Source organism: Gottfriedia acidiceleris (genome assembly GCF_023115465.1).
Taxonomy (GTDB): Bacteria; Bacillota; Bacilli; order Bacillales; family Bacillaceae_G; genus Gottfriedia; species Gottfriedia acidiceleris_B.
The window spans coordinates 2931421-2956090 of record NZ_CP096034.1 but is presented as its reverse complement, the minus strand read 5'-3'; the positions used below and the strand labels follow the sequence as shown (position 1 = coordinate 2956090).

The following is a 24670-nucleotide window of genomic DNA, read 5'->3' as shown; positions in this document are numbered from 1 at the left end:
ACTCTAATTTGGTAGAATAATAATGCTGTATAAATTTAACATATTCCTTTTGGCTTATTTTTGGACTTTATTTGATTTTATTATACATAGTAGGTGATAACATGACAGTGGAAGTTAAAGTGAAATTGAAAGAACAATTTATTAAAAAACAATTTTATAAATCGTATTTAAATGAAAATGAAAACAATATCCATCCTATTGCAGTTTTAGCTGACCTTTACAATGAACAAAATGATGATATGGATCTTTCATCTATCCGATTTGCACAAGGTGAAGTTTATTTTGAAAATAAAGATTTTGAATCTGCAGTTTTCAAGTGGGAAAAAGTCGGAAACCAGTTAAGCGATTGGGCAAAGAAAAATATTGCTGATTCATATTATGAAATTGGTGCATTTGAAACAGCTGAAAAGCTATATAAAGAAGTTAAAACAGATAGTAGTACGTTGACTTCTGAAATATTCTTAAATTTATTCTCACTTTATATCGATGTTTCGAAATACGAGGAAGCAGATCGTATTATTAAAGAAGCAGTAAAATATAATCCTGATTATCCAAACGTAACGAGAATTGCACGTAATTTTTATGAAAAACATCACGATTGGAATAGTGCTGTAGCGCTAGCTTCAGATGAATCAATTCGTACAGAAGATTTGAAATGGTTTATTGTATTAAGAGAATACATTATAAATGGTGTAACAAAAGAAATGGCACCAAGTTACTTTGTGCAACCGTTACTATCATTGGCTAAAGTCGATCTTGAACACTTTGAATTAATGGTAGAAGCACTTTGGAATAGTTACAGAGAACAATCAGTTTATGTAAATTGGTTACAAACATTTAATGATATGTTATTCCAAATCAACGTTGAGACAGGTGTGAAGTGGAATCGTTTGCCATCAATCTATTCAATGACATACGAAGAATTAGTTGAAGGTGATTATTTTGTAGCTCAGCTTGAGGAAATGATGCCAAGCTTCTTAACAAATTGGTTACGTATTACCGATTTAAAAGGTGCGGTTTTAGCAACGACTGCAACACTTGCATGGGATCGATTATTCCCAGGCCGTATTGATTATCAAATTGTTGCTGACGCAGAAATGGCATTTGAACAGTTATTAAAAACGCCTGATTGCTTTGAAATTGGAAAAGAATTATTTGAAAACATCCTACAATGGTCTGCTTTAAATGAAATAGAAGTTGGAGACCGTTTTGAGTGGTGGACAAGTAAATTAACACAATTTGAAAATACAACAATGCTTGTTGCAGGTACATCAGGTAACGGTAAATCTTCATTTGTTAACTCACTTTTAGGTGAGAAAATGATGGGTTCTTCTACGACAATGCCTGTATTATTTGAACAAGCTAGTGATTCAAATATTATCGTATTTTCGAAAGAAGGAAATACACAGCTTGCTGAATTTGCAGATTTTTACGATTTAACAACAGTTGAAAATAATCTGTTAAAAGGTGATGAATTAGTATACTATAAATTACCAAATTCATTTTTAGAAAAGCATCGTCTATCAATCATTGACACACCTGGAATTGATGGAAACCAGGTAAATACAAAAGCATTATTAAAATCTGTAAAACTTGCAGATCGTCTTGTTTATGTTTTAAATGCTACAGCACCTTACACTGAAAACGAACGATCTTTACTAGTTAAAATTCATACAGAATTACCAACTCTACCGATTCACTTTATTTTAAATAAGATGGATTCTATTTATAGTAAAGAAGAGATTGATCGAGTTCGCGGTGAAATTCAAGCGAAAGTTAGTCTAGATTTCCCTAACGCTAAAGTATTACCTTATTCTTCAATTTATAGTAATCAAGATCAATTTAAAGATTTAGAATTATTTATTGAGGATAACGTTCTTTCAACTGAAGCAAATTCTAAACAAACAGAGAAATTATTATTAGCTATTCGTAAATTAATTAATTTCTTATTAGAAAAACGAGTTGAGAAAGAAGACGAATTACGTGCTAATGTTGAATGGAATGAAGTTCTTGATGACAAATTAAATGGTCTATTGCATTCTTTAAAAGATAAAGAAATGGAACATTTAAATACAATTAAAAGCTCATATCGTGAATTAAAAGACGAATTAAAATATGACCTAAAGCTAAGTATTCCTGGTCTACTAAAAGAATGTAAAGACTTAATCAAAGAAGATAGTGATTTTGGTACAATTCTTGAAACGCTAAACGAAGAGATGAATCTTCGAATTGGTGAGTATGTAAGAGAGAATACTTTACCAAAATTAAATGAAGCTCTTCAAAATTGGATTAAAGAATCAGGCGTTTTATTAGAAGGTACTCAAGGTTACTTAACTGAAATGAGTAATTCTTTAAATGAGTACATTGGAAATGAATTTTTAAATCTTGAGTGTGATTTTAAAGTATTAGATGACTGGCGCCGTGATGCTGATCGAATGACTAGTATGACGCAGTTAGATGATATGAATATTTTATTAAATTCATCACCATCTCAATTTATCTTAAAGAGCTCAGGTATCTTATTAGGTTTACTGCCTCAAAATAAATCAAAGCTTGTTGCTCAATATCAAAAGTATGTTGATAATGTAAACTATGATGATGTAACATCAGAATTATCAACGAAGTTTTTCCTACAATTTGAAATGTTTGAAAAAACTTTACCAAGAGATTTATCAATGTTCCTACATGCACCATTTGAGCAAATTCATGAACTAGTTGATGAAACAAGAGTTGCAATTTCTAACTATAATCAAACTTTAGAAGATATGAAATCTAATCCAAGTATTTACTTCGATCCGATTACATTCTTCACAGTAAGATTAAGACAATTAGAGTTTTTAACATTACGTAAATAATAAGGAAAGAGTGTGCTAAAGGGCACACTCTTTTTTCATTGAACTATGCAGCTATTTTACATGCCAGTATTGCATTGCTCTATTCTTCTGGATCTTCTTCAAATGGAATATGTACAACGATTGTTTGGTAACCTTCTTTAATTTTTACATAACCACCCCAAGGGATTTGAAGTATTAAAAAGGCTCCTTTTGTATCAATTGAAAAATGTGCAACTTTTTCATGTTCTTCATCGAGTAAAAGCACTTCCCGCTCATTCCCAACTGTTCTAATACCAGGATGACAATGTATTTGTATTTTCCAGTTGCCAAGTCTACTTAATAAGAAATGACTCATAAAATAGATCACCTTCTATCAGTATAGTTTCTTCAAAACGAAATAATGTAATTGGGAAAACAGTTAGCAAAATGACCCGAAAAAACAGGTGAGGGCATCTTTAAATTAATTCTATTCTAGAGGATGGTAACTTAAAACTATTTCTCATAAAGGATTCATGAGTAAGAAATAAAGTGAAAAAATTTGAGATAGAAGGGTTCATTAGTAAGTAAAAATGCAAAAGTATGAGAATTATTAACTCATAGGTGGTTCGCAGACTAGTTCATAATCAACAATACGCTTTTTTATGAAAGTATGTCGGAGAATTTAGGATACAGGCTAAGAGTTAAAAAACATATTGATAAAAAAGTTTAAAGGAGTTGTAAAAATAACGCTTTTTTTTGTTCTTCATCTATCTGGGAGTCTAGCTGTTTTAAAATTCCTTAAGATTCTTTAGAATTCAATTAAAAAAAATGTATTTTGCAGGAGATTCTAATTTTTACGTCAAACTCAAACAAATGGAAAAGTATATTCTTGAAAGGATGTGATACAAAACTCGAAGCCGATAACCAAAAGGGATGACTGGAAAATTTAAATTTCATGGTAGTCGGGCAGCCCCAAATCGTCTTTTGATTTCTAGATTTTTGGTAAGAACAACCTTATTTAGGAACTAAGGAGAGGTGTAAGGATGAAAAAAAGAAACCGAAAATTATTAGTACCGACTGTTGCTTCTTTGTTAACATTATCGATGTATTTCCCAGGAGGCTCAACTTTTGCGGCAGCTTCCAAACATGTACAACTTATTCAGGCAGCTCCAATCGCTGCAAATCACGGCACTGCCATTGGTCACACAAACCGCAACTCAAAAGCTTCTATTACTATTGCCCTTCAGCTAAGAAACAGCGATAAACTGGATCATTATATTGCCAGCTTAAAGAACCCTGATTCCATCAACTACAAGAAATACTTAACTCCCGACGAATTTAAAAATCAATATGGACCAACTGATACAACTGTTGCTAATGTTAAAAGCTATTTGACAGGTCAAGGCTTTAAAGTAGAAAATGTTTCTTCCAATAACGCCTTTATTACCGTCAGTGGCACCATTGGTCAAATGGAGGATACTTTTGGTGTAACCATAAATAACTATAAAGATTCAAATGGCGAAACCTATTATGCCAATGAGCAAGCTCCTTCCATTCCCGCTGAATTTTCTGGGGTGATTACAAATGTTGAAGGTCTCAATAATGAACCACATTATACACATTCGAAAATTAGTAGCTCATCAATGCAAGTCTCACAACTGAATAAAGGAGTGACACCGAAAGTGGGCAGTGGTCCAGCTGGCGGTTATACACCGGCTGAATTAAAAGGTGCTTACGATATTAACCCACTGTCAACTGCCGGATATACTGGATCTGGCCAAACTGTAGCAGTCATGGAGTTGGATGGATATAAAGCAACTAACATTAGTACTTATAACAACTACTATGGCCTAGGAAGCCCTGCACCAACAAATGTATATATTGATGGTTATAGTGGTGCTGCCGGTCAAGGTGCAATTGAGGTTGAACTTGATATTGAAGTAATCAATGCAATTGCGCCAAAAGCACAAGTGGTTGTATACGAAGGGCCAAATAGCGCCCAAGGCTTAATTGATACTTATCAAAAAATTGCCTCTGATAATACGGCAAAATCAATTTCTGTCAGCTGGGGGATCGGCGAGCAGCATGAAGCAACTGCAACGATGAATAGCTTACATACCATATTCCAACAATTTGCTGCTCAAGGACAAAGTATTTTTGCTGCGTCTGGAGACAATGGTGCCTACGATTCTGGAGGTAGAACTTTAGAGGTTGATAGTCCCGCAAATGACCCTTATGTGACTGGAGTTGGTGGAACTCACCTGAATATAAGCGGTACTTCATATAGTTCAGAATCCGTATGGAGTAATAAAACAACCAAATCAGGTGACGGTGGAGGATTATCTAAAGTTTATGCTATGCCGTCATTCCAGTCAGGTCCTGGTGTCCAAAACAGTTATTCGAATGGTAAAAGGGAGGTTCCAGATGTATCGGCAGCTGCCGACCCGAACACGGGATATTCAATCTATACTGGAGGTGCTTGGCATGTAGTCGGGGGAACATCAGCTGCCGCACCATTATGGGCAGGAATCGCTGCACTCAATAATCAATTTGCACAAGCAAATGGCAAGGGCAACCTTGGTCAAGCAAATCCAACTCTTTATCAAGTCTTTAATACAACTCAGAAGTATGCAGCTTATCATGATATTACGTCTGGAACAAACTTGTATTATCCGGCTACATCTGGCTATGATATGGCTTCAGGTATTGGGACACCAGATGCATATAATTTAATTCGCGATATAAATGGGTTTTAAAGTAGTATATCGGCAGTCTCCAAATATTGGAGGCTGTCATTTTTGTTTTTAGATAGAAAATAAGAGTCAATCTTAAATTCACGTCTAATCCTTTAGAGGGTGAAATAATCATATAAAAAAGTTTTTCAATAATACCTCAATCCATGTGGAAATATGTGGGAATAATGGTAACTAGATCATTTTATAAAAAAGAACATAATGATTTTATTCTTCATGTTCTTTTTTTATTTCTAAAAGGCACTACAAAGGTATTTCTAATGCCCTAATCTATTGATGTTATAGGATTCCTAAACGGTGGATAGTCACAAATAATTACTAGGGAATTCTTAACTGGCGAGTGCGTCGTATTAAATAAACTTGTAGTAATAAATTGTTCATGATATTCAAAATCTACTACATAGTGGAGCAAGTTGAATAAAAGCGCTTGCATTTATTTAATTTTGTTTTATAATACTTGTATACAAGTATACTCGTATGGGAATGAAGGTGAACTTATGACAGAATTAAAGAAGAATCTTTATCCGGAAAAATGGCTATCAAAAGTTTCAGCTGGTGATCGTGTAACATATGAATTAAGGATGCAGATAATTTCTGGTCTAATTGAAAGCGGTACCAAGTTGTCAGAAAATAAATTGGCTACCGATTTTAATGTAAGTCGTTCTCCAATTAGAGAGGCATTAAAAACTTTAGCATCTGAAAATTTAATTCGTTTAGAAAGAATGGGTGCAGTTGTTATTGGATTAACTGAAAAAGAGATAGAAGAAATATATGATGTGCGATTACTAATCGAAACTTTTGTATTTGAACGGTTGGTAAAATTAGACACAAAAGAATTGGTTATGGAACTGAGTAAAATTCTTGAAATGATGAAAATTGCCATTAAATATCAAGATGCCGATGAGTTTTCATTTCAAGATGTATTATTCCATGAAACGATTATTCGAGCGATTGATCATTCTTATATTTTGATGATCTGGAATAATGCAAAACCAGTTATGGAAGCGTTTATACTTTTATCAATGCGAGTACGGTTTAAAGAAAATTACGAAGACTTTCAACGAATAGTCGAAAATCATCAATTATATATTGATGCAATTGGTACGAAGAATAGAGACCTTATGATTCAATCCTTACATCAAAACTTTGATGATGTTCAAGGAAAAGTAGAAGATCTATGGAGATCTCAACAAATGTTTTCAAAAGGAGTAGAACAGGAATAATGACAAACTATATGTTAGGGTTAGACATCGGGACCACAAGCACAAAAGCTGTTTTATTTACTGAAACAGGTGAAGTCATCCAGCAAGAGAATATCGGATACCCACTCTATACACCTGATATTTCAACAGCTGAACAAGACCCAGAAGAGATCTTTACAGCTTTAGTACAAGCAATTTCTAAAATTATGAAACAACATTCTCAAAAAGAGATAGTATTTATTTCTTTTAGTAGTGCAATGCATAGTCTAATTGCTATGGATGAAAATGATCAACCTTTAACGCCTTGTATTACATGGGCAGATAATCGAAGTGAGACTTGGACTCATAAAATTAAAGATGAATTAAATGGTCACGAAATATACAAACGAACAGGAACTCCTATTCATCCAATGTCACCTTTAAGCAAGATTACATGGATTGTAAATGAACGACCAGAAATCGCAAAAAAAGCGAATAAATATATTGGGATAAAAGAATATGTATTTAAAAAATTCTTTGACCAATATGTTGTAGATCATTCGATTGCTTCAGCCATGGGTATGATGAATCTTAAAACATTAGATTGGGATGAGGAAGCTTTACAAATTGCAGGGATTTCAGCAGAACAACTATCTAGACTAGTACCTACTACTGAGATTTTTACAAATTGTAACCCTGATTTAGCTAGACAAATGGGAATTGATCCTCAAACTCCATTTGTAATTGGTGCAAGTGATGGCGTACTTTCCAATCTAGGTGTGAATGCGATTCGAAAAGGAGAAATTGCAGTCACAATAGGGACAAGTGGGGCAATTCGAACGATTATTGACAAACCACAAACTGACGAAAAAGGACGAATCTTTTGCTACGCATTAACGGAAAAACATTGGGTCATTGGTGGGCCAGTGAACAATGGCGGTATGATTTTTCGCTGGATACGTGATGAATTTGCGGCTTCAGAAGTCGAAACTGCAAAAAGATTAGGGATTGATCCATATGAAGTATTAACAAAAATTGCTGAAGGAGTAAAACCTGGGGCAGATGGCTTGTTATTCCATCCTTATTTAGCGGGTGAACGTGCACCATTATGGAACCCTGATGTTCGAGGATCATTTTTCGGCTTAACGATGGCACATAAGAAGGAGCATATGATTCGCTCTGCACTTGAAGGTGTTATATACAATCTTTACACAGTATTTTTAGCTTTAATTGAATGTATGGATGGACCAGTATCTAAAATCCAAGCAACTGGTGGGTTTGCAAGATCGAATGTATGGCGTCAGATGATGTCTGATATTTTTGATTTAGATGTAGTCGTACCAGAAAGCTATGAAAGTTCATGTCTTGGTGCTTGTATTTTAGGTCTTTATGCAACAGGAAAAATAGAATCCTTTGAAGTAGTATCTGAAATGGTCGGTAATACTCACAAACATACTCCTAATGAAGAGGCTGTAAGAGAATATCGAGAATTATTGCCAATCTTTATTAGCTTATCGAGAGTGTTAGAAAAAGATTATAAACGGATTGCTAATTATCAAAGAGGATTAATTAATAAAAATAAATAGAGATTTTTTGGGGGGGATTTCCATGCCACTAGTTATAGTTGCAATCGGAATAATCGCATTACTTGTTTTAATTATGAAGTTAAAATTAAATACTTTCCTTTCACTAATTATTGTTTCATTTGGAGTTGCTTTAGCTCTTGGAATGAAACCAGACAATATTGGTACAACCATTGAAGCTGGCTTAGGCGGAACACTTGGTCATTTAGCATTAATCTTCGGACTTGGTGCAATGCTTGGTAAGTTAATCGCAGATTCTGGTGGTGCACAACGTATTGCGATGACGCTTGTTAACAAATTCGGTGAAAAGAACATTCAATGGGCAGTTGTTGCTGCTTCATTCATTATCGGTGTTGCTCTATTCTTCGAAGTAGGATTAGTATTATTGATTCCGATAGTATTTGCCATATCAAAACAATTAAAAGTTTCTATTTTATATTTAGGTATTCCAATGGCGGCTGCTTTATCTGTTACACATGGTTTCTTACCGCCACATCCAGGTCCAACTGTAATCGCTGGTGAATATCATGCAAATATTGGTGAAGTATTACTTTACGGTTTTATTATTGCTTTACCAACTGTTTTTATCGCAGGTCCTTTATTTACAAAGCTTGCTAAAAAGCTAGTACCAGCATCCTTCACTAAAACGGGTAATATTGCATCTTTAGGTGAACAAAAAACATTTAAACTTGAAGAAACTCCTGGTTTTGGAATCAGTGTTTTTACAGCTTTACTTCCTGTGATTTTAATGTCATTTGCAACAATTGTTAATTTACTGCAAAAAACAATTGGTTTTGATGATAATAGTTTACTAGTAGGGATTCGCTTTATCGGTAATGCTGGTACTGCAATGGTTATTTCATTATTAGTGGCAATTTATACAATGGGATTAGCTAGAAAAATACCAATTAAAGAAGTTATGAACTCTTGTACAACTGCAATTACACATATTGGGATGATGCTATTAATCATCGGAGGTGGCGGCGCCTTCAAACAAGTGTTAATCGATGGAGGTGTTGGTGATTACGTAGCCGAATTATTCAAAGGAACTTCAATGTCACCGATTTTACTTGCTTGGATTATTGCAGCAATCCTACGAATTTCCTTAGGTTCTGCTACTGTTGCAGCTTTGACCACTTCTGGTTTAGTTATTCCAATGTTAGGTCATTCTGATGCTAACTTAGCTTTAGTCGTTCTAGCAACTGGAGCAGGGAGTTTAATCGCTTCACACGTTAATGACGCAGGCTTCTGGATGTTTAAAGAATATTTTGGGTTAAGTATGAAAGAAACTTTCTTAACTTGGACATTACTAGAAACAATTATTTCTGTTTGCGGATTGATCTTTATTCTTTTACTAAGTTTATTCGTATAATGGAAATAACCAGCAGAATGTTTTACTTTTCTCCTACTTTAGGTTAATTAATTATTAGGGCAGTATCCGCATTATAATACTTAGAAACTTTTACGTATTATAGTAGTGGCATACTGCTCTTTTATTTTTTTATCGTTTTAGTCTTTGAGAACCAATTTACATTCAAGAAAGGACGTGACAATTTCAACGTGGTAATCGATTGGGTAATGATACCCTTTACTAATTGAGAAATATAGTTCTACTAGATGGTAGGTTTGCAACTTAGTTCATAATATTGCTTTGGTTAAACAGACCTATATTTAAAGAGATAAATAGTAGTTGTTCTTTCTTTTGTTAATGATTTTAGACTTGTAAAAATACAGGACAAATGACATAATAAATCTTTTTTTGGGTTAAAAAACGATTCAATTTGAAGTTTCACAAATCCCTAAAAGTTAAAAATCTAATTGTTAGAATTCGATCTTTTTAATTGACATAGAACTCCTACCAAGTTATATTGGTTTCAGACAGTTAGAATTCTAATTATTCGGAGGTGAACGATTTGATTGATACACCTTATACGAGACTTCTTAGTACCATTATGCATAAGGTACGGGATCAATTGTCAAATCATACGAAAGAACTTGATGTAAATCCACAACAAGGTAGGATGATCAGTTATATTGCTGAGCATCAGGATCGAGGTTTAATTCAAAAGGATTTAGCAGATGCATTTAATCGAAGAGGTGCAAGTATAACCAGCATGCTTCAAGGACTTGAAAAGAATGGATATATCGGTAGAAAAATTCAAGCTGATAACGAACGGCAGAAGCAAATTTTTGTTTTAGATAAAGGGAAAGAAATCGTTAATCAGATTGATGAAATGTTTTTGGCAATGGAATCACGATTAACAGAGTCATTGACTGAAGAAGAAAAAAATGAATTTTTACGCCTATTGAAAAAAATTGATTCAAACCTTTGAGTGACTACGGCCATTACGGTCGTATCGATAAATGATTAGAATCCTAAATGTTAGAACTCTAACTATTTAATCTTAAACCAAAATAAAATAAAAAAGATAAGTTTCGGGAGGATGGAATATAATGGAAGAATTTGAAGTAGATCAATCTAATATTTATTATTTAAAAGATGCACCGATACGTAAATCGTTAGCTCGTTTATGTATTCCAATGATGATCGGGATTTCTGCTGGTACAATTTATAACTTAATAAACGTATTTTTTATCGGTTTAGTTCATGATACAGCGATGTTAAGCGCCATTACATTAGGCTTACCGATCTTTACAGTACTAATGGCGATTGGGAATGTATTTGGGGTTGGTGCAGGAACTTTTGTTACTCGTCTCTTAGGTGAAGGGAATCTTCAGAAAGGGAAGTCAGTAGCTGGATATGCTTTTTATATGAGCCTTATATGTGGATTAATTATTGCAGTAATTGCCTTACTATTTGTTAATCCAATTGTACATTTGTTGGGAGCGGACGCTACAACATTGCTTTATACAAAACAATATACAACCACGCTTTTTATTGGTGGCTTTGCCTTTATTTTGAATTTTGCATTAGAACAAATTGTGCGTTCTGAAGGTGCAGCAAAAGAATCAATGTATGGCATGTTCATTAGTGTTATTTTTAGTATCATTTTTGATGTGTTATTCATTTTAGTTTTAAACCTTCATGTAATGGGTGCTGCCCTTTCAATGGTTTTAGCAAATATTGCGGCAAGCATATATTACATTTGGTTTTTAGAAAGAAAAAGTGAAACATTAAGAGGTTTCTTAAAGCATTGGAAAGTATCAATGACCGATCAATTAGAAATCTATAAAGTCGGTGTTCCAGAGTTATTTAAAATGTCATTTATGATTGTTACAACTTTACTATTAAACAACTATGCCATTGAATACGGCGAGCATGTTGTAGCAAGCTTTGGAATTGCAGTAAGGATTGCACAACTCCCAGAGTTTATTACGATGGGTTTATTTATAGGGGCTATTTCTTTAATTGCTTATAACTATGGTGGAAAAAATAAACTGCGTCTATATGAAACATTAAAAGAGTTAACATTATGGATTGGTGGGATCTCAATTGTATTTGGTGGTATCGTATATCTTTTTAAAATTCAAGTACTCGGTTTCTTTACAAACGATTCAGCTGTGCTAAGTATTGGAGCATTAATCTTAATAGCGCAACTTATATCATCTGTTTTTAATGGATTCACAGGTTTATTCACTAGTATCTTCCAAGCGTCTGGGGAAGGTCTTGCGACAGGAATAATGTCAATTACACAAGGTATTCTTTTCATTCCAGTTGTTATCATCTTGCATCATTTTTATGGATTAAATGGCATAATTTGGTCTTTAACACTTACTGAGGGGATCACGTTCTTTATGGGGGCTATTCTAATGATACCTTACTTAAGAAAACTTAAGAAAATGCCAGATATAACAATTGATCATAAAAAATAGGGAAATAGGACTAGAATCTAAAAGCACACAAGTTTATCAACTGGGGTGCTTTTTTGACTAATATTTAATTAAACAAGCAACAAATCTAAAGAGAATCGATGAATGGTTTTTATAGATTTGAAAAATTTGTGACAAAATATAATAATGTGAAGAAACAATATCTTATTATAATTTTATTTTATTGAATTTGATGAAAATGTGAGGTAAGATTGTTTGGTCTGAAAATTAGTCCAATTGGGAACTTTATACAAATTATTAATCGGAGTTGTTGTTTATGTCACCAAGAGTACCTAATACTTTTATAATCATTCTAGGTTTTATGTTATTTGCACTGTTTTTTGGAGCTGGAAATCTAATTTTTCCACCCATACTCGGACAGTTAGCCGGAAAAAACATATGGATAGCCAATGCTGGCTTTTTAGTTACTGGAGTTGGATTACCATTATTAGGTGTTACAGCTTTTGTTTTTTCAGGTGAAAAAAATTTGCAATCTTTAGCTAGACGTGTACATCCGTTGTTTGGTATTGTATTTACTACGGTTCTTTATCTAGCAATTGGTCCTTTTTTTGCTATCCCTAGATCAGGGAATGTATCGTTTGAAATTGGCGTTAAACCTTTTTTATCAAATGATGCAAGTCCTGGTGCACTAATCATATTTACAATCTTATTTTTCACAGTTACCTGCTTGTTATCACTTAATCCTACAAAGATTATTGATGTCGTAGGAAAATTTCTTACTCCTATTAAATTAACATTTATCGGATTGCTTGTTGTAATCGCTATTGTTCATCCAATTGGGAAATTTCAAGAGCCATTTAAAGGATACACAACAAATGTGTTTTTTAAAGGTTTCCAAGAAGGCTATTTAACAATGGATGCTCTTGTAGCTTTTGTTTTTGGAATTATTATTGTAAACGCAATTAAGGGAAAAGGAGTTACTTCTAAAAAACAGCTAATGATCGTTTGTGGAAAGTCAACAGCAATAGCTGCTTCACTTTTAGCAATAATCTATTCTGCTCTTTCTTATATGGGCGCTTCAAGTGTTGAGAAACTTGGTCGATTAGATAATGGAGCTGAAGTTTTAGCGAAAGTTTCAGACTATTATTTTGGTTCTTATGGGGCAATATTATTAGGTTTAATGATTACAGTGGCATGTTTGACTACGAGTGTAGGTCTAATCACTGCTTGTTCTACTTTTTTTCACGAATTGTTTCCAGCCCTTTCTTACAAAAAAATTGCGATCATTATGACTGTATTTAGTACACTTATAGCAAATATAGGTTTAACACAGCTAATTAAAGTTTCAATTCCTGTATTAATGACACTATATCCTATCGCTATATCCTTAATTTTCTTAACATTCTTACACTATACCTTTAAAGGTAGGTCAGAAGTGTATCAAGGCAGTTTGATCTTAACTTTTATTGTGAGTCTATTTGATGGATTAAACTCAGCTGGAATACAAATTGAAGTAATTCATCATTTCTTCACTAAGTACCTACCGTTGTATAGTTTAGGTTTAGGTTGGATATTTCCAGCTATTATTGGTGGTTTTATTGGTTATTTTATTAGTATTTTACGTAAGAAAAATAAGAAAGATATTCCTAGTTCAATTCGAAAGATAAGTTAATTTTAGGAAATTAAAAAAGCTTTTAACTGTAAATTTTCTTAATAAGTTAGTACTGGTTTTAGGGGAGAAGTTTTTAAGATTGATTCAAAAAGTGACACTTGTTTCATCAGAAAGGGGAGGAAATAGTATGGCACATAAGGAATTGAAAAAAGGATTGAAAGCGCGCCATATTCAGATGATTGCATTAGGCGGTACAATCGGTGTAGGTTTATTTATGGGTTCGACGAGTACAATTCATTGGACAGGCCCATCAGTAATGCTTGCTTATGCAATTTCGGGGATTTTTATCTTCTTCATTATGCGTGCAATGGGGGAAATGTTATACGTTGAGCCAAGTACAGGTTCATTTGCGACATTTGGCCATAAATATATACACCCTTTAGCAGGGTATATGACAGCTTGGAGTAACTGGTTCCAGTGGGTAATTGTTGGAATGTCAGAAATTATAGCAGTTGGGGCATATATGAAGTACTGGTTTCCAGATCTACCTGCTTGGATACCAGGAATTATTGCAATTGTGATTCTTGGTGCAGCAAATTTAATTTCTGTTAAATCATTTGGTGAATTTGAATTTTGGTTCGCAATGATTAAAGTTGTTACGATTTTATTGATGATTGTTGCTGGGTTTGGTCTTATTTTCTTCGGTCTTGGAAACGGAGGACATGCGATTGGACTATCTAATCTTTGGAAAAATGGTGGTTTCTTTACAGGAGGTTGGTCAGGCTTCTTCTTTGCTCTTTCACTAGTAGTTGGAGCTTATCAAGGCGTTGAATTAATTGGTATTACAGCTGGAGAAGCAGAAAATCCGAAAAAAACATTAAAAGATGCGATTCAAAGTCTTATTTGGCGTATTTTAATTTTCTATATTGGTGCTATTTTTGTAATTGTAACAGTTTTCCCTTGGGATCAACTAAATTCAATTGGTAGCCCGTTTGTTGTAACTTTTGCAAAATTTGGTATTACAGCTGCAGCTGGAATTATTAACTTTGTAGTAATTACTGCTGCAATGTCTGGTTGTAACAGTGGTATTTATAGTGCTGGACGCATGCTTTATACATTAGGTATAAATGGACAAGCACCAAAATATTTTACAAAAGTCTCAAATAACGGAGTGCCTTTATTCGGTACAATCGGTGTATTAATAGGCTTAATAATTGGTGTTATTTTAAATTTTATTGCACCAAAAAACTTATTCGTGTATGTATACAGTGCAAGCGTACTTCCTGGGATGATCCCGTGGTTTGTCATTTTAATTAGTCATATTCGTTTCAGAAAAGTAAAGGGAGATGAAATTAAAAATCATCCTTTTAAAATGCCTTTTGCACCATTTACTAACTACTTAACATTAGCCTATTTAGTATTGGTATTAATTGGTATGTGGTTTAATGATGACACACGTATCTCACTTATTGTAGGGATAATTTTCTTGGCAATACTTGTCATTTGTTTCTATGCTTTCGGGATCGGAAAACGTGTACCAATAGATACAAAAGCAGATGAAGAAATAGCTAACTAATGCATCACTTAGTTTGATGGTAAGATGTTCCTATGAATATAGCTATTCAATAAAAATATAAATTTTATAAACAATCAATGCGTTCGTATAATTAGATCAAACAGTAATGAAACTGGATGAGATTATTATACGAACGCATTTTTTAAATTACCTGAATAACTAAATCGACATTATTTATTTAACCCAAAATAAAATTTTTTTTAAAATAGTACGGAAAATAAAAAATAAATATTTTGACTATTTTTGTATTTTATGACAAAATGATGAAAACTAAATAGTAGGGAATAGGTGTAAATGAAGTTCGAAGTTTGAAATCATTTACTTAAAAGGGAAGTTTGGTTTAATTCCAACACGGTCCCGCCACTGTAATAGAGGAGTAAATAAGAAGATGCCACTTATTTAAATAGGGAAGGCTTTTATTTACAAAGATTCTTAAGTCAGGAGACCTGCCTATTCTAACGACGCTGTTTGACCTACGAGAGATAGGGAGGTGCCTTATGGAAAGAAAGCTTAAGTTAACGTATTCTAATGATTTATGTTTTCCAACTTAAAGGCATTTTTGTCTCTTATGAGATAAAAATGCTTTTTTATTTTAGTTAAAAGGAGAGGGACAAATTGGTACACATAAGTAATCTAGGATATCCGAGAATTGGTGAAAATCGTGAATGGAAAAAAACGTTAGAAAGCTTTTGGCAAAATAAAATTAATCAAGAAGAATTTGAAAAAGAAATGAAATCACTGAGATTATGCTCAATAAAGAAACAGCACGATTTAGGTGTAGAGCTAGTCCCCGTAAATGATTTTACGTTTTATGATCATGTGTTAGATTTTGCTACTATGTTTGGCTGGATTCCTAGTCGATTTGGTGTAATAAATCAAAGACCAAGTCTAGATACTTATTTTGCATTAGCAAGAGGAAGTAAGAACATTGTAGCTTGTGAAATGACGAAATGGTTTAATACAAACTATCACTATATCGTCCCTGAATATCAAAAAGAAATGCAATCTAGATTATTATTTAATAAGCCACTAGAAGCATACAAAGAGGCATTAATTGAGCTTGGTATAAAAACGAAACCTGTCATTCTAGGAATCTATTCATTTGTACAGTTAGCAAAAGGTTACCAGGAAGAAGAAAAACGAAACATAATAAATAATCTAGTAAACCTTTATATACAAATGCTTAAAGAGCTAGAGAATGAAGGTGTTGAGTGGGTACAAATTGATGAACCATGTTTTGTGTTAGAAGAATCAAGCGAAGATATTCGATTTTTGAAAAAAGTTTATGATCAAATCGCAAAAGCTGTACCTACATTATCAATTATGCTTCAAACCTACTTTGAAGCAGTTGAACAATATAAAGAACTAATTTCGTTCCCAGTAGAAGGCATTGGTCTTGATTTTGTTCACGGTAAAGATGGGAATTTACAGTCGATCCTTGAGTACGGATTTCCAGATGACAAAGTACTAGGCGTAGGAATACTTAATGGACGTAATATTTGGAGAAATGATTTAAATGATTCGATTGAATTTTTAAATTCTCTTAAACAAGAAATAAGTCCAAAGGATTGGTGGATTCAACCGTCTTGTAGTTTGCTTCACGTACCAGTTACAAAAGTTGAAGAGAATTTATTAAATGAAACATTGTTCGAGGCATTATCGTTTGCCGATGAAAAATTAGAAGAGTTAGTGATACTAAAAAGTTTAGTAATAAACAAAGCGAGCATGTTTGATAATGAAGTTAAATATGCAAGTAATTGTTTAGTAAATTTAAAACAACTTAGCAGAAAAAATCATTCAACTCAGAATGAATTGGAATCCATTAATGAAGATGATTTTAGAAGACCAGTACCATTCCATTTAAGATATCCATTACAAAATAAAGTAATGAATTTACCGATTTTACCAACGACTACAATTGGAAGCTTCCCTCAAACGAAGGAAATTAAACAATTAAGACAGCAATGGCGCAAAAGTACAATAGATGATTCAGAATATATGAATCAAATTAAATTGAAAATTAAAGAATGGATTGAAATTCAAGAAAATATTGATATGGATGTATTAGTACATGGTGAGTATGAGCGTACGGATATGGTTGAATATTTTGGTGAGAAACTAGAGGGTTTTGCATTTACGAAAAAAGCATGGGTTCAATCTTATGGATCGCGCTGTGTTAAACCGCCAATTATTTTTAGTAAAGTGGAATTTACAAAGCCAATTACTGTAAATGAAACTGAGTATGCACAAAGCTTAACAGCTAAACCAGTCAAAGGGATGTTAACAGGTCCAGTTACAATATTAAATTGGTCATTTGTTCGTGAGGATCGTACAAGAGAAGAAATAGCAAATGAAATTGCATTAGCTTTACGTAAAGAAGTAAAAGCACTCGAAGCTGCTGGCATTTCAATTATTCAAGTTGATGAACCTGCAATTCGAGAAGGTTTACCTTTGAAGCAAAAAGATTGGGATCAATATTTACATTGGGTAACGAGAGCATTTCGTTTAGCTACCTCAAGCGTCCGAAATGAAACGCAAATACATACTCATATGTGTTATAGCAATTTTAGCGATATTATGGACACAATTATTGATTTAGATGCTGATGTTATTTCAATTGAACATGCAAGAAGTCATCAAGAATTTTCTACTTATTTAGCTGAGTCCCCTTATCCATTTGGTATTGGATTAGGCGTGTATGATATTCATAGCCCAAGGGTACCGTCGGTTGAGGAAATGGAAGAAAATATTATTAGTTCTTTAAAAGTTTGTGATGCAAATAGATTTTGGGTTAATCCAGACTGTGGATTAAAGACGCGTAATGAATCTGAGGTAATAGATGCTTTATCAAATATGGTAAAATCTGCGAAAAAAGTCCGAGAAAAATATTATTCAATTATTTAATGATAGGGTGAAATCGATGAATGGTAGATATGTAAAAGAATCCAGAGTATTTGATAGTAGTAGAATATTTCCAACTGATTTAAATAACCATGGTACATTATTCGGAGGAAGAATGCTTGCCGCAATGGACTTAATTGCCTCCATTTCAGCTACAAAGCATTCAAGAATGGAATGTGTAACCGCATCGATGGATTCAGTAGAATTTTTATGTCCAGTTCGTGAAAGTGACTGCATATATTATGAATCGTTCGTGATCTTAACAGGCTCAAGCTCAATGGAAGTATTTGTTCGAGCTACTGCCGAAGACCTACTTTCAGGTGAAAAAAGAGTTGCTGCAACATGTTTTGTAACATTTGTTGCACTTAAAGATGGAAAACCACATAAAGTAGTAGAGGTAATACCAGAAACAGAGGAAGAAATTAAATTACAGCAATTAGCATTTAAACGATTAGAAAGTCGCCAATTAAGAAAGAAACTGAGTAAGGAATTCGCATTAATTTGGAAAGAATAAAAAGAAAGCATTGAAATCATACTAAAAGTAAGCTAAGATTAAATTAATATTTTTAAGGAGGCATCAAATTTAGACACTATGTACAATATCCGATAACTTTTTAAGCTAACGAATTTTATAGCAAAAAAGTACTCTGCCTGAAATCAGAGAAATTGGATAACTATGTCTATTTATGAGCCTATACTAATATTAAATTAATCCATTGTCTTAAATGCATGGTTTATTTACTAATATATTTCATTTGAAATATATTCTAACGTTATATATTTTTATATATACACGGCTTATTAAATCACATCCAATTTACACACAGGCAGATACTGCTTGTGTGTTTTTTATGTTCTCTCATTAAAAAATACTTTCGAAAACAGATTGTATTTTTAATCAGAGTAATTTTAAATCGGATGGAGTGAAGTATATGTTTATTATAAAAGCATCGAATATAGAGATCGAATTAAACGGAAAAACAATTTTTAAAAATGGAAACTTAGATATAAAAGAAGGTGAAAGGGTTGCTTTAATTGGTGAAAATGGAGTTGGAAAGTCAACATTTATTAATGCCCTTATAGGTAATATTTCATTGAAAAAAGGAATGTTACAAATTCACTATTCAAAAGATGAAATTGGATGGCTTTTAACAGATGAAGAGAATCAGGAGAACCTGTCAACAAGGGAAGTGATCGAATCGTTTGATCAAAAGCGATATTTCATCAAAAAGAATTTAGAAATGTATTTACTTGATTTGTCTAATGAAGAAAATCTTGCTAAATATAACGAGAGTTTAAGTAACTATTTAGAATTAGATGGCTATGATTGGGAAACGAAAATAGATCAAGTTTTAAAGAAATTTCAATTACCGCAGGAGTTATGGAATATTCCATTCAGTCAATTAAGTGGTGGACAAAAAACAAAAGTCAAATTAGCAAAAATTATGATGAAGGAACCAAAACTGTTAATTTTGGATGAACCAACAAATCATTTAGACACTGAGTCAATCCAATGGTTAACGGAATGGTTACAAAACTTTAAAGGTAGTGTACTTTTTATTTCTCATGAACGACAATTCATTGATGATGTTGCGACTGTTACAGTTGAATTAACCGAAAGTGGTACATTTAAGTATAGTGGTGGCTATTCAACATACAAAATACAAAAAGAACATGAGCGAAAAACTCAACAAGCACAATATGAAAAACAAGAAGCAGAAAAGAAAAAACTTATTGAAACAATTAATCAATATAAACAATGGTTTACAAGCTCGCATAATGCAGCCAGTGAACGTGATCCTTTTGCGAAGAAACAAGCGGCAAAAAACGCATTAAGGTTTAAATCAAAAGAAAAGGATTTAGAACGTTTAGAGAAAAGAAAAGTAGAAAAACCAAAAGAAGCTAAAACAATTTCAGCAAGCTTTGAAAATGATTCATTTTCAGCTAAACAAATGATTACATTTGAAAAAGTTGATTTTTCATATGATGAAAAATCATTATTTAACCAAGTTGATTTTATTCTAAATCGAGAAGATCGATTAGCTGTAATCGGAAAAAATGGCTCTGGTAAATCTACATTTTTAAAATTATTAACAGGGTTAATGACTCCTAATAATGGATCTGTACGACATAACCCTCAATTAAAAATAGGTTACTTTATGCAGGAGCTTGAAGCGTTAAATGAGGATTCAACAATTTTAAATGAAATTTTATCACTTCCAAATATGACTGAAACAGAAGCCAGAACAATTTTAGCCTGTTTCCTTTTTAGAAGAGAGGATGTTTACAAGAATATTGCTCAATTAAGCATGGGTGAGAAATGTCGAGTTGCTTTCGTAAAGTTATACTTTTCTGATGCTAATCTACTAGTGCTTGATGAGCCAACAAACTATTTAGATATTCACACGAGAGAAAGAATTGAAGAAGCATTAGCAGCCTATCCTGGAGCAGTAGTTGTAGTGTCACATGATCCATATTTACTAAAAAAGGTCTCAAATCGAGTAATTCATATTGAAAATGGAAATCTTTATGAATTCAAAGGATCTTTTGCAGATTGGAACGGAAGACAGAAAATCTCAAACGATCAGCAAACTTTATTAAATGAACGAATTAAATTACAACTAGAAATAGCTGCAATGAATGCAGAAGAAAAAGATACGGATGAAGAAAAGAAAGCTCAAATCTTAAAAATCGTTACATTACAAAAGGAACTAGATGGAATAAATGAAAGGTTAAGTGTAGATATAAAAGGAAAAACAATATAAGTTATTGCATTGTGTGTAATCTTTAAAATTAAAACGCCTTAGTAGTTGTCGAAAATGATGTGTCACCATAAAAGCGAAAGCAATAAAAAATAAAAAAACAAATCGCTTAAGTTTGATTACTAAACGCGATTTGTTTTTTGCTTTACCTAAAGCTTTTAGCCTGCTTTCAACACATCATTTACATCATGTATAACGACAAATGCTTTTGGATCAATTGTGTGAATTATTTTTTTTAGTTCAAATAGTTCTTTATTATTAAGAATAATGTATAAGGACTCTTTTCTTAGGCCAGAGAAATGGCCCTTTGCTGGATAAATTGTTACGCCTCGATTCATTTCATTTGATACGATTTGTGCAATTTCATTTGCTTGATCGGAAATAATCGTAATCGCTTTTTTAGGATTTAAACCTTCCATAATAAAATCCATAACTTTAATACCGATATAAATAGAAATTACTGTATATAATGTTTTCTCAAAGCCGATTACAAAATAGCCACCTAAAACGACAATTAAATCAAATAAAAGTAAGGATTTACTAATACTCCACCCAAAGGACTGATGTACCATTTGTGCAAGAACTGTCGAACCGCCTGTTGTACCACCTGCACGAAAGACAATTCCTAAGCCCAGACCAATTAAAACACCCGCAAAAATAGTCCCTAGTAATGTTTCGCTTGTTGGTACGCCATAACCGTCCGTAATACGTAAGAAAAATGAAATCGCTACGATGGAAATAACTGTATAAATTATTAGTTGTTTCTTTAAATAGTTATATCCAATTATTAACAAGGAAGCATTTAAAACAAAATATACGACATCAGGTGACCAGTTAAATAGATAATAAGTAATCATCGTAATGCCGGTAAAGCCACCCTCAGCTAATTTATTCGGTATTGCAAAGAAGTTAACACCGACTGCAAAGATAGCTGATCCAACAAGGAGATATAAAATATCTACGAAGTTTTTACGCACAGTTATCCCTCATTTTCTAACAGATTTTTTTCACTTCTATCATTCTACCTAATAATGAGTGTTGAATCAAAAAATTCCTATTAAACAAATAATCTATTAGTAGTCATAGTTAGATACACGCTTTCATAGGTTTATAAAGAGACAAGCTATTAAGGGGGAATTAGTATGGTATTTGCTACACCTGGAAAATCTGGTTCATTAATTACGTTTAAAAATCGTTATGACAATTTTATTGGTGGGGAATGGGTAAGACCAGTAAGAGAACAGTATTTTGGAAATGTATCGCCTGTAACTGGACAAGTCTTTTGTGAAGTGGCTAGATCGACTTCAGAAGATATCGAAAAAGCACTTGATGCAGCACACGGTGCAAAAGGTAAATGGGGGAGAACGTCAGTAACTGAGAGGGCTAATATTTTACATAAGATTGCAGATCGTATGGAAGCGAATAAAGAATATCTTGCTGTTGCTGAAACTTGGGAAAATGGCAAACCTGTTCGTGAAACTTTAGCTGCAGATATTCCTTTAGCAATAGACCATTTCCGTTATTTTGCCGGATGTATCAGGTCGCAAGAAGGATCACTCGGTGAACTTGATGGTGATACAGTTGCATATCACTATAAAGAGCCATTAGGAGTTGTCGGACAGATAATTCCATGGAACTTTCCAATATTAATGGCTGTTTGGAAGCTTGCTCCAGCCCTTGCTGCAGGGAATTGTGTTGTTCTAAAACCTGCTGAACAAACGCCAACTTCTGTGTTAGTTTTAATGGAACTAATTCAAGATTTATTACCACCTGGAGTTGTTAATGTAGTAAACGGATTTGGACTTGAAGCTGGTAAACCATTAGCTTCAAGTGATCGAATTGCAAAAATTGCATTTACTGGTGAAACTTCAACTGGGCGACTAATTATGGAATATGCATCTAAGAATTTAATTCCTGTTACATTAGAATTAGGTGGTAAATCTCCTAATATATTCTTTGAAGATGTAGTAGATAATGAAGAGTTTTTCGATAAAGCACTTGAAGGCTTTACGATGTTTGCTTTAAATCAGGGAGAAGTATGTACCTGTCCTTCAAGAGCGCTTATTCATGAATCAATTTATGAGGAATTTATGGATAGAGCAGTAAATCGTGTTAAAGCGATTAAACAAGGAAATCCATTGGATCCTCAAACAATGATCGGTTCTCAAGCTTCGCACGAGCAATTGAATAAGATTTTATCTTATTTTGAAATTGGAAAGAATGAAGGTGCAGAAGTTTTAGTTGGTGGTAGTCGCAACGTTCTTGATGGAGAATTAAAAGATGGTTTCTATGTAAACCCTACCATTTTTAAAGGGAATAATAAAATGAGAGTATTCCAAGAAGAAATTTTTGGTCCTGTTGTTTCGGTTACTACATTTAAAACAAAAGAAGAGGCTTTGGAAATCGCTAATGATACATTATACGGATTAGGAGCGGGTGTATGGACTCGTGATATGGATACTGCTTATCGATTCGGACGCAACATCGAAGCAGGTCGAGTTTGGGTAAACTGTTATCACGCATATCCTGCACATGCAGCCTTTGGTGGGTATAAAAATTCAGGAGTAGGTCGTGAAACGCATAAAATGATGTTGGATCACTATCAAAATACAAAGAATTTGCTAGTTAGTTATTCACCGAGTAAACTTGGATTCTTTTAATAACTTTTAAACTCCAGTATTCATTGACTGGAGTGTTTTTATTTAAATGGAAAGAATACTTTAAAATTATTTTTTTTCTAAAATCCATACATAAAAACTAGTAGCTATTTATATGTTAAATAAAAAGTATGATTTGGAGGGACTAACTATGTTAAATCTAGCAATCTATGTAATTATCATTATAGTACTGTCTAGTTTCATTCAATTAAATTTAAACCGAAAGTGGAAATTAATCTATACTACGTATGGATATCAAAACTATTTTACAATGATTGGAAAATTGAAGAAGAATGGAATTGAGTATAAGACGAAATTACCGATGAGTTTTAATGGTAGGAGATTTAATGAGAATACTCAATATGATATTTATGTAAAAAAAGATTTAGAACATTTGGCATTACAATCTTTTTATGAAAATTAATTCGAAGTCAACTGTAAGATGTTCGCGTTCTGAGACTTTGGCCATTGTCAGGTTGGGTGAAATGTGGCTTAAGTCTTACCGCTTCTCGACTAGGAGCCGGGCATCCTTGATTTAGTTGCTAGAAAAGAAGAATACTAGTTATTTTACTTAGTTATAATATTACTCCTGCAAAGCTCCCACTTAATACTTGTTTATTATTCTGATTAGTACAGAAGAAGGATGACATGATCGATATTCTATTCTCCTTTTTTTCAAATTTCTCGATTGTAACTTCACAGGTTATTGTATCTCCTGAGTAAACAGGTCTTAAAAATTCGAAATTTATCGTTCGTGCTAGTGCGTTGTGATCTCCACCTATTTTACTTGGTAAAGTTGCAGTCAACAAACCTTGAATAACAAGTCTTCCTTGTTCATCAGGCGTAACATGGTGAGCACTGCGCATCACCTCGTAAACAATTCAACGTCTTTTACAGCAAAAGTTCGTTCAAATGTAATAATATCGCCTACTTGCAATGTCAATTTTTTCCCTCCTTAAAAATTAAAAGCATTAACCTCTTAATTAAATAGTTCAATTTCTTATTGTACTATCCTTCAAAATCGTTTGAAAAAATTCACT

16 protein-coding genes, 1 pseudogene and 1 riboswitch are annotated in these 24670 nt (G+C 33.2%); of the genes and pseudogenes, 14 read left to right on the top strand and 3 right to left on the bottom strand.

Going from position 1 to position 24670, the window contains the following annotated elements; genetic code table 11:
- The first annotated feature begins 101 nt into the window (after nt 1–101).
- Nucleotides 102–2855: a dynamin family protein gene (locus MY490_RS14035; RefSeq protein WP_248266283.1), complete on the top strand. Its 2754-nt coding sequence runs from the start codon at nt 102–104 to the stop codon at nt 2853–2855.
- A 79-nt stretch (nt 2856–2934) separates the two neighbouring features.
- Here the strand turns inward: MY490_RS14035 and MY490_RS14030 are convergent, their stop codons facing one another.
- Nucleotides 2935–3189 carry a hypothetical protein gene (locus tag MY490_RS14030; RefSeq protein WP_248266282.1) on the bottom strand — a complete coding sequence of 85 codons (255 nt, stop codon included), beginning with the start codon at nt 3187–3189 and terminating at the stop codon, nt 2935–2937.
- A 712-nt stretch (nt 3190–3901) separates the two neighbouring features.
- Between MY490_RS14030 and MY490_RS14025 the strand changes: the two genes are divergently transcribed.
- The 11 genes from MY490_RS14025 to abc-f all read left to right on the top strand — a co-directional run bounded on the left by MY490_RS14025 (nt 3902) and on the right by abc-f (nt 20976).
- Complete coding sequence (locus tag MY490_RS14025; protein WP_248266281.1) at nt 3902–5569, top strand: S53 family peptidase; 1668 nt, start codon at nt 3902–3904, stop codon at nt 5567–5569.
- 494 nt (nt 5570–6063) lie between these two features.
- The gene (locus MY490_RS14020; protein WP_248266280.1) at nt 6064–6789 is read left to right on the top strand and encodes a GntR family transcriptional regulator; all 726 of its coding nucleotides are present in this window, start codon (nt 6064–6066) and stop codon (nt 6787–6789) included.
- Entirely contained in the window at nt 6789–8333 is a 1545-nt protein-coding gene (gntK, locus tag MY490_RS14015; RefSeq protein ID WP_248266279.1) for a gluconokinase, read from the top strand. The genes MY490_RS14020 and gntK overlap by 1 nt, the downstream gene beginning before the upstream one ends.
- A 22-nt stretch (nt 8334–8355) precedes the next feature.
- The gene (locus MY490_RS14010) at nt 8356–9702 is read left to right on the top strand and encodes a GntP family permease (protein WP_248266278.1); all 1347 of its coding nucleotides are present in this window, start codon (nt 8356–8358) and stop codon (nt 9700–9702) included.
- A gap of 541 nt (nt 9703–10243) precedes the next feature.
- Entirely contained in the window at nt 10244–10663 is a 420-nt protein-coding gene (locus MY490_RS14005; protein ID WP_248266277.1) for a MarR family winged helix-turn-helix transcriptional regulator, read from the top strand.
- Nucleotides 10664–10784: 121 nt separating this feature from the next.
- On the top strand, nt 10785–12164 hold the full coding sequence (locus tag MY490_RS14000) for an MATE family efflux transporter (RefSeq protein WP_248266276.1): 1380 nt from the start codon (nt 10785–10787) through the stop codon (nt 12162–12164).
- Between the two features lie 274 nt (nt 12165–12438).
- Nucleotides 12439–13794, top strand: coding sequence for a branched-chain amino acid transport system II carrier protein (brnQ, locus tag MY490_RS13995; RefSeq protein ID WP_248266275.1), 1356 nt, complete (start codon nt 12439–12441; stop codon nt 13792–13794).
- 127 nt (nt 13795–13921) lie between these two features.
- Nucleotides 13922–15310, top strand: a complete 1389-nt coding sequence (locus tag MY490_RS13990) for an amino acid permease (RefSeq protein WP_248266274.1) — start codon at nt 13922–13924, stop codon at nt 15308–15310.
- Between the two features lie 269 nt (nt 15311–15579).
- Nucleotides 15580–15778: riboswitch (cobalamin riboswitch) on the top strand.
- A gap of 147 nt (nt 15779–15925) precedes the next feature.
- Nucleotides 15926–18214: a 5-methyltetrahydropteroyltriglutamate--homocysteine S-methyltransferase gene (metE, locus tag MY490_RS13985; protein WP_248266273.1), complete on the top strand. Its 2289-nt coding sequence runs from the start codon at nt 15926–15928 to the stop codon at nt 18212–18214.
- A gap of 16 nt (nt 18215–18230) precedes the next feature.
- The gene (locus MY490_RS13980) at nt 18231–18725 is read left to right on the top strand and encodes an acyl-CoA thioesterase (RefSeq protein WP_248266272.1); all 495 of its coding nucleotides are present in this window, start codon (nt 18231–18233) and stop codon (nt 18723–18725) included.
- 418 nt (nt 18726–19143) lie between these two features.
- A complete protein-coding gene (abc-f, locus tag MY490_RS13975; protein ID WP_248266271.1) occupies nt 19144–20976 on the top strand; it encodes a ribosomal protection-like ABC-F family protein in 1833 nt (610 codons plus the stop codon).
- 155 nt (nt 20977–21131) lie between these two features.
- Here abc-f and MY490_RS13970 read toward each other — a convergent pair whose 3' ends face one another.
- Entirely contained in the window at nt 21132–21950 is an 819-nt protein-coding gene (locus tag MY490_RS13970; protein WP_248266270.1) for a YitT family protein, read from the bottom strand.
- A gap of 165 nt (nt 21951–22115) precedes the next feature.
- On the opposite strand from MY490_RS13970, the gene adh reads away from it, so the two are divergent.
- Together adh and MY490_RS13960 are read left to right on the top strand one after the other, a co-directional pair.
- Nucleotides 22116–23633, top strand: coding sequence for an aldehyde dehydrogenase (gene adh, locus MY490_RS13965; protein WP_248266269.1), 1518 nt, complete (start codon nt 22116–22118; stop codon nt 23631–23633).
- A gap of 148 nt (nt 23634–23781) precedes the next feature.
- Complete coding sequence (locus MY490_RS13960) at nt 23782–24054, top strand: hypothetical protein (RefSeq protein ID WP_248266268.1); 273 nt, start codon at nt 23782–23784, stop codon at nt 24052–24054.
- Nucleotides 24055–24205: 151 nt separating this feature from the next.
- Here MY490_RS13960 and MY490_RS13955 read toward each other — a convergent pair.
- Nucleotides 24206–24573 (bottom strand): annotated as a pseudogene (locus MY490_RS13955) (hotdog domain-containing protein).
- Nucleotides 24574–24670: the final 97 nt, after the last annotated feature.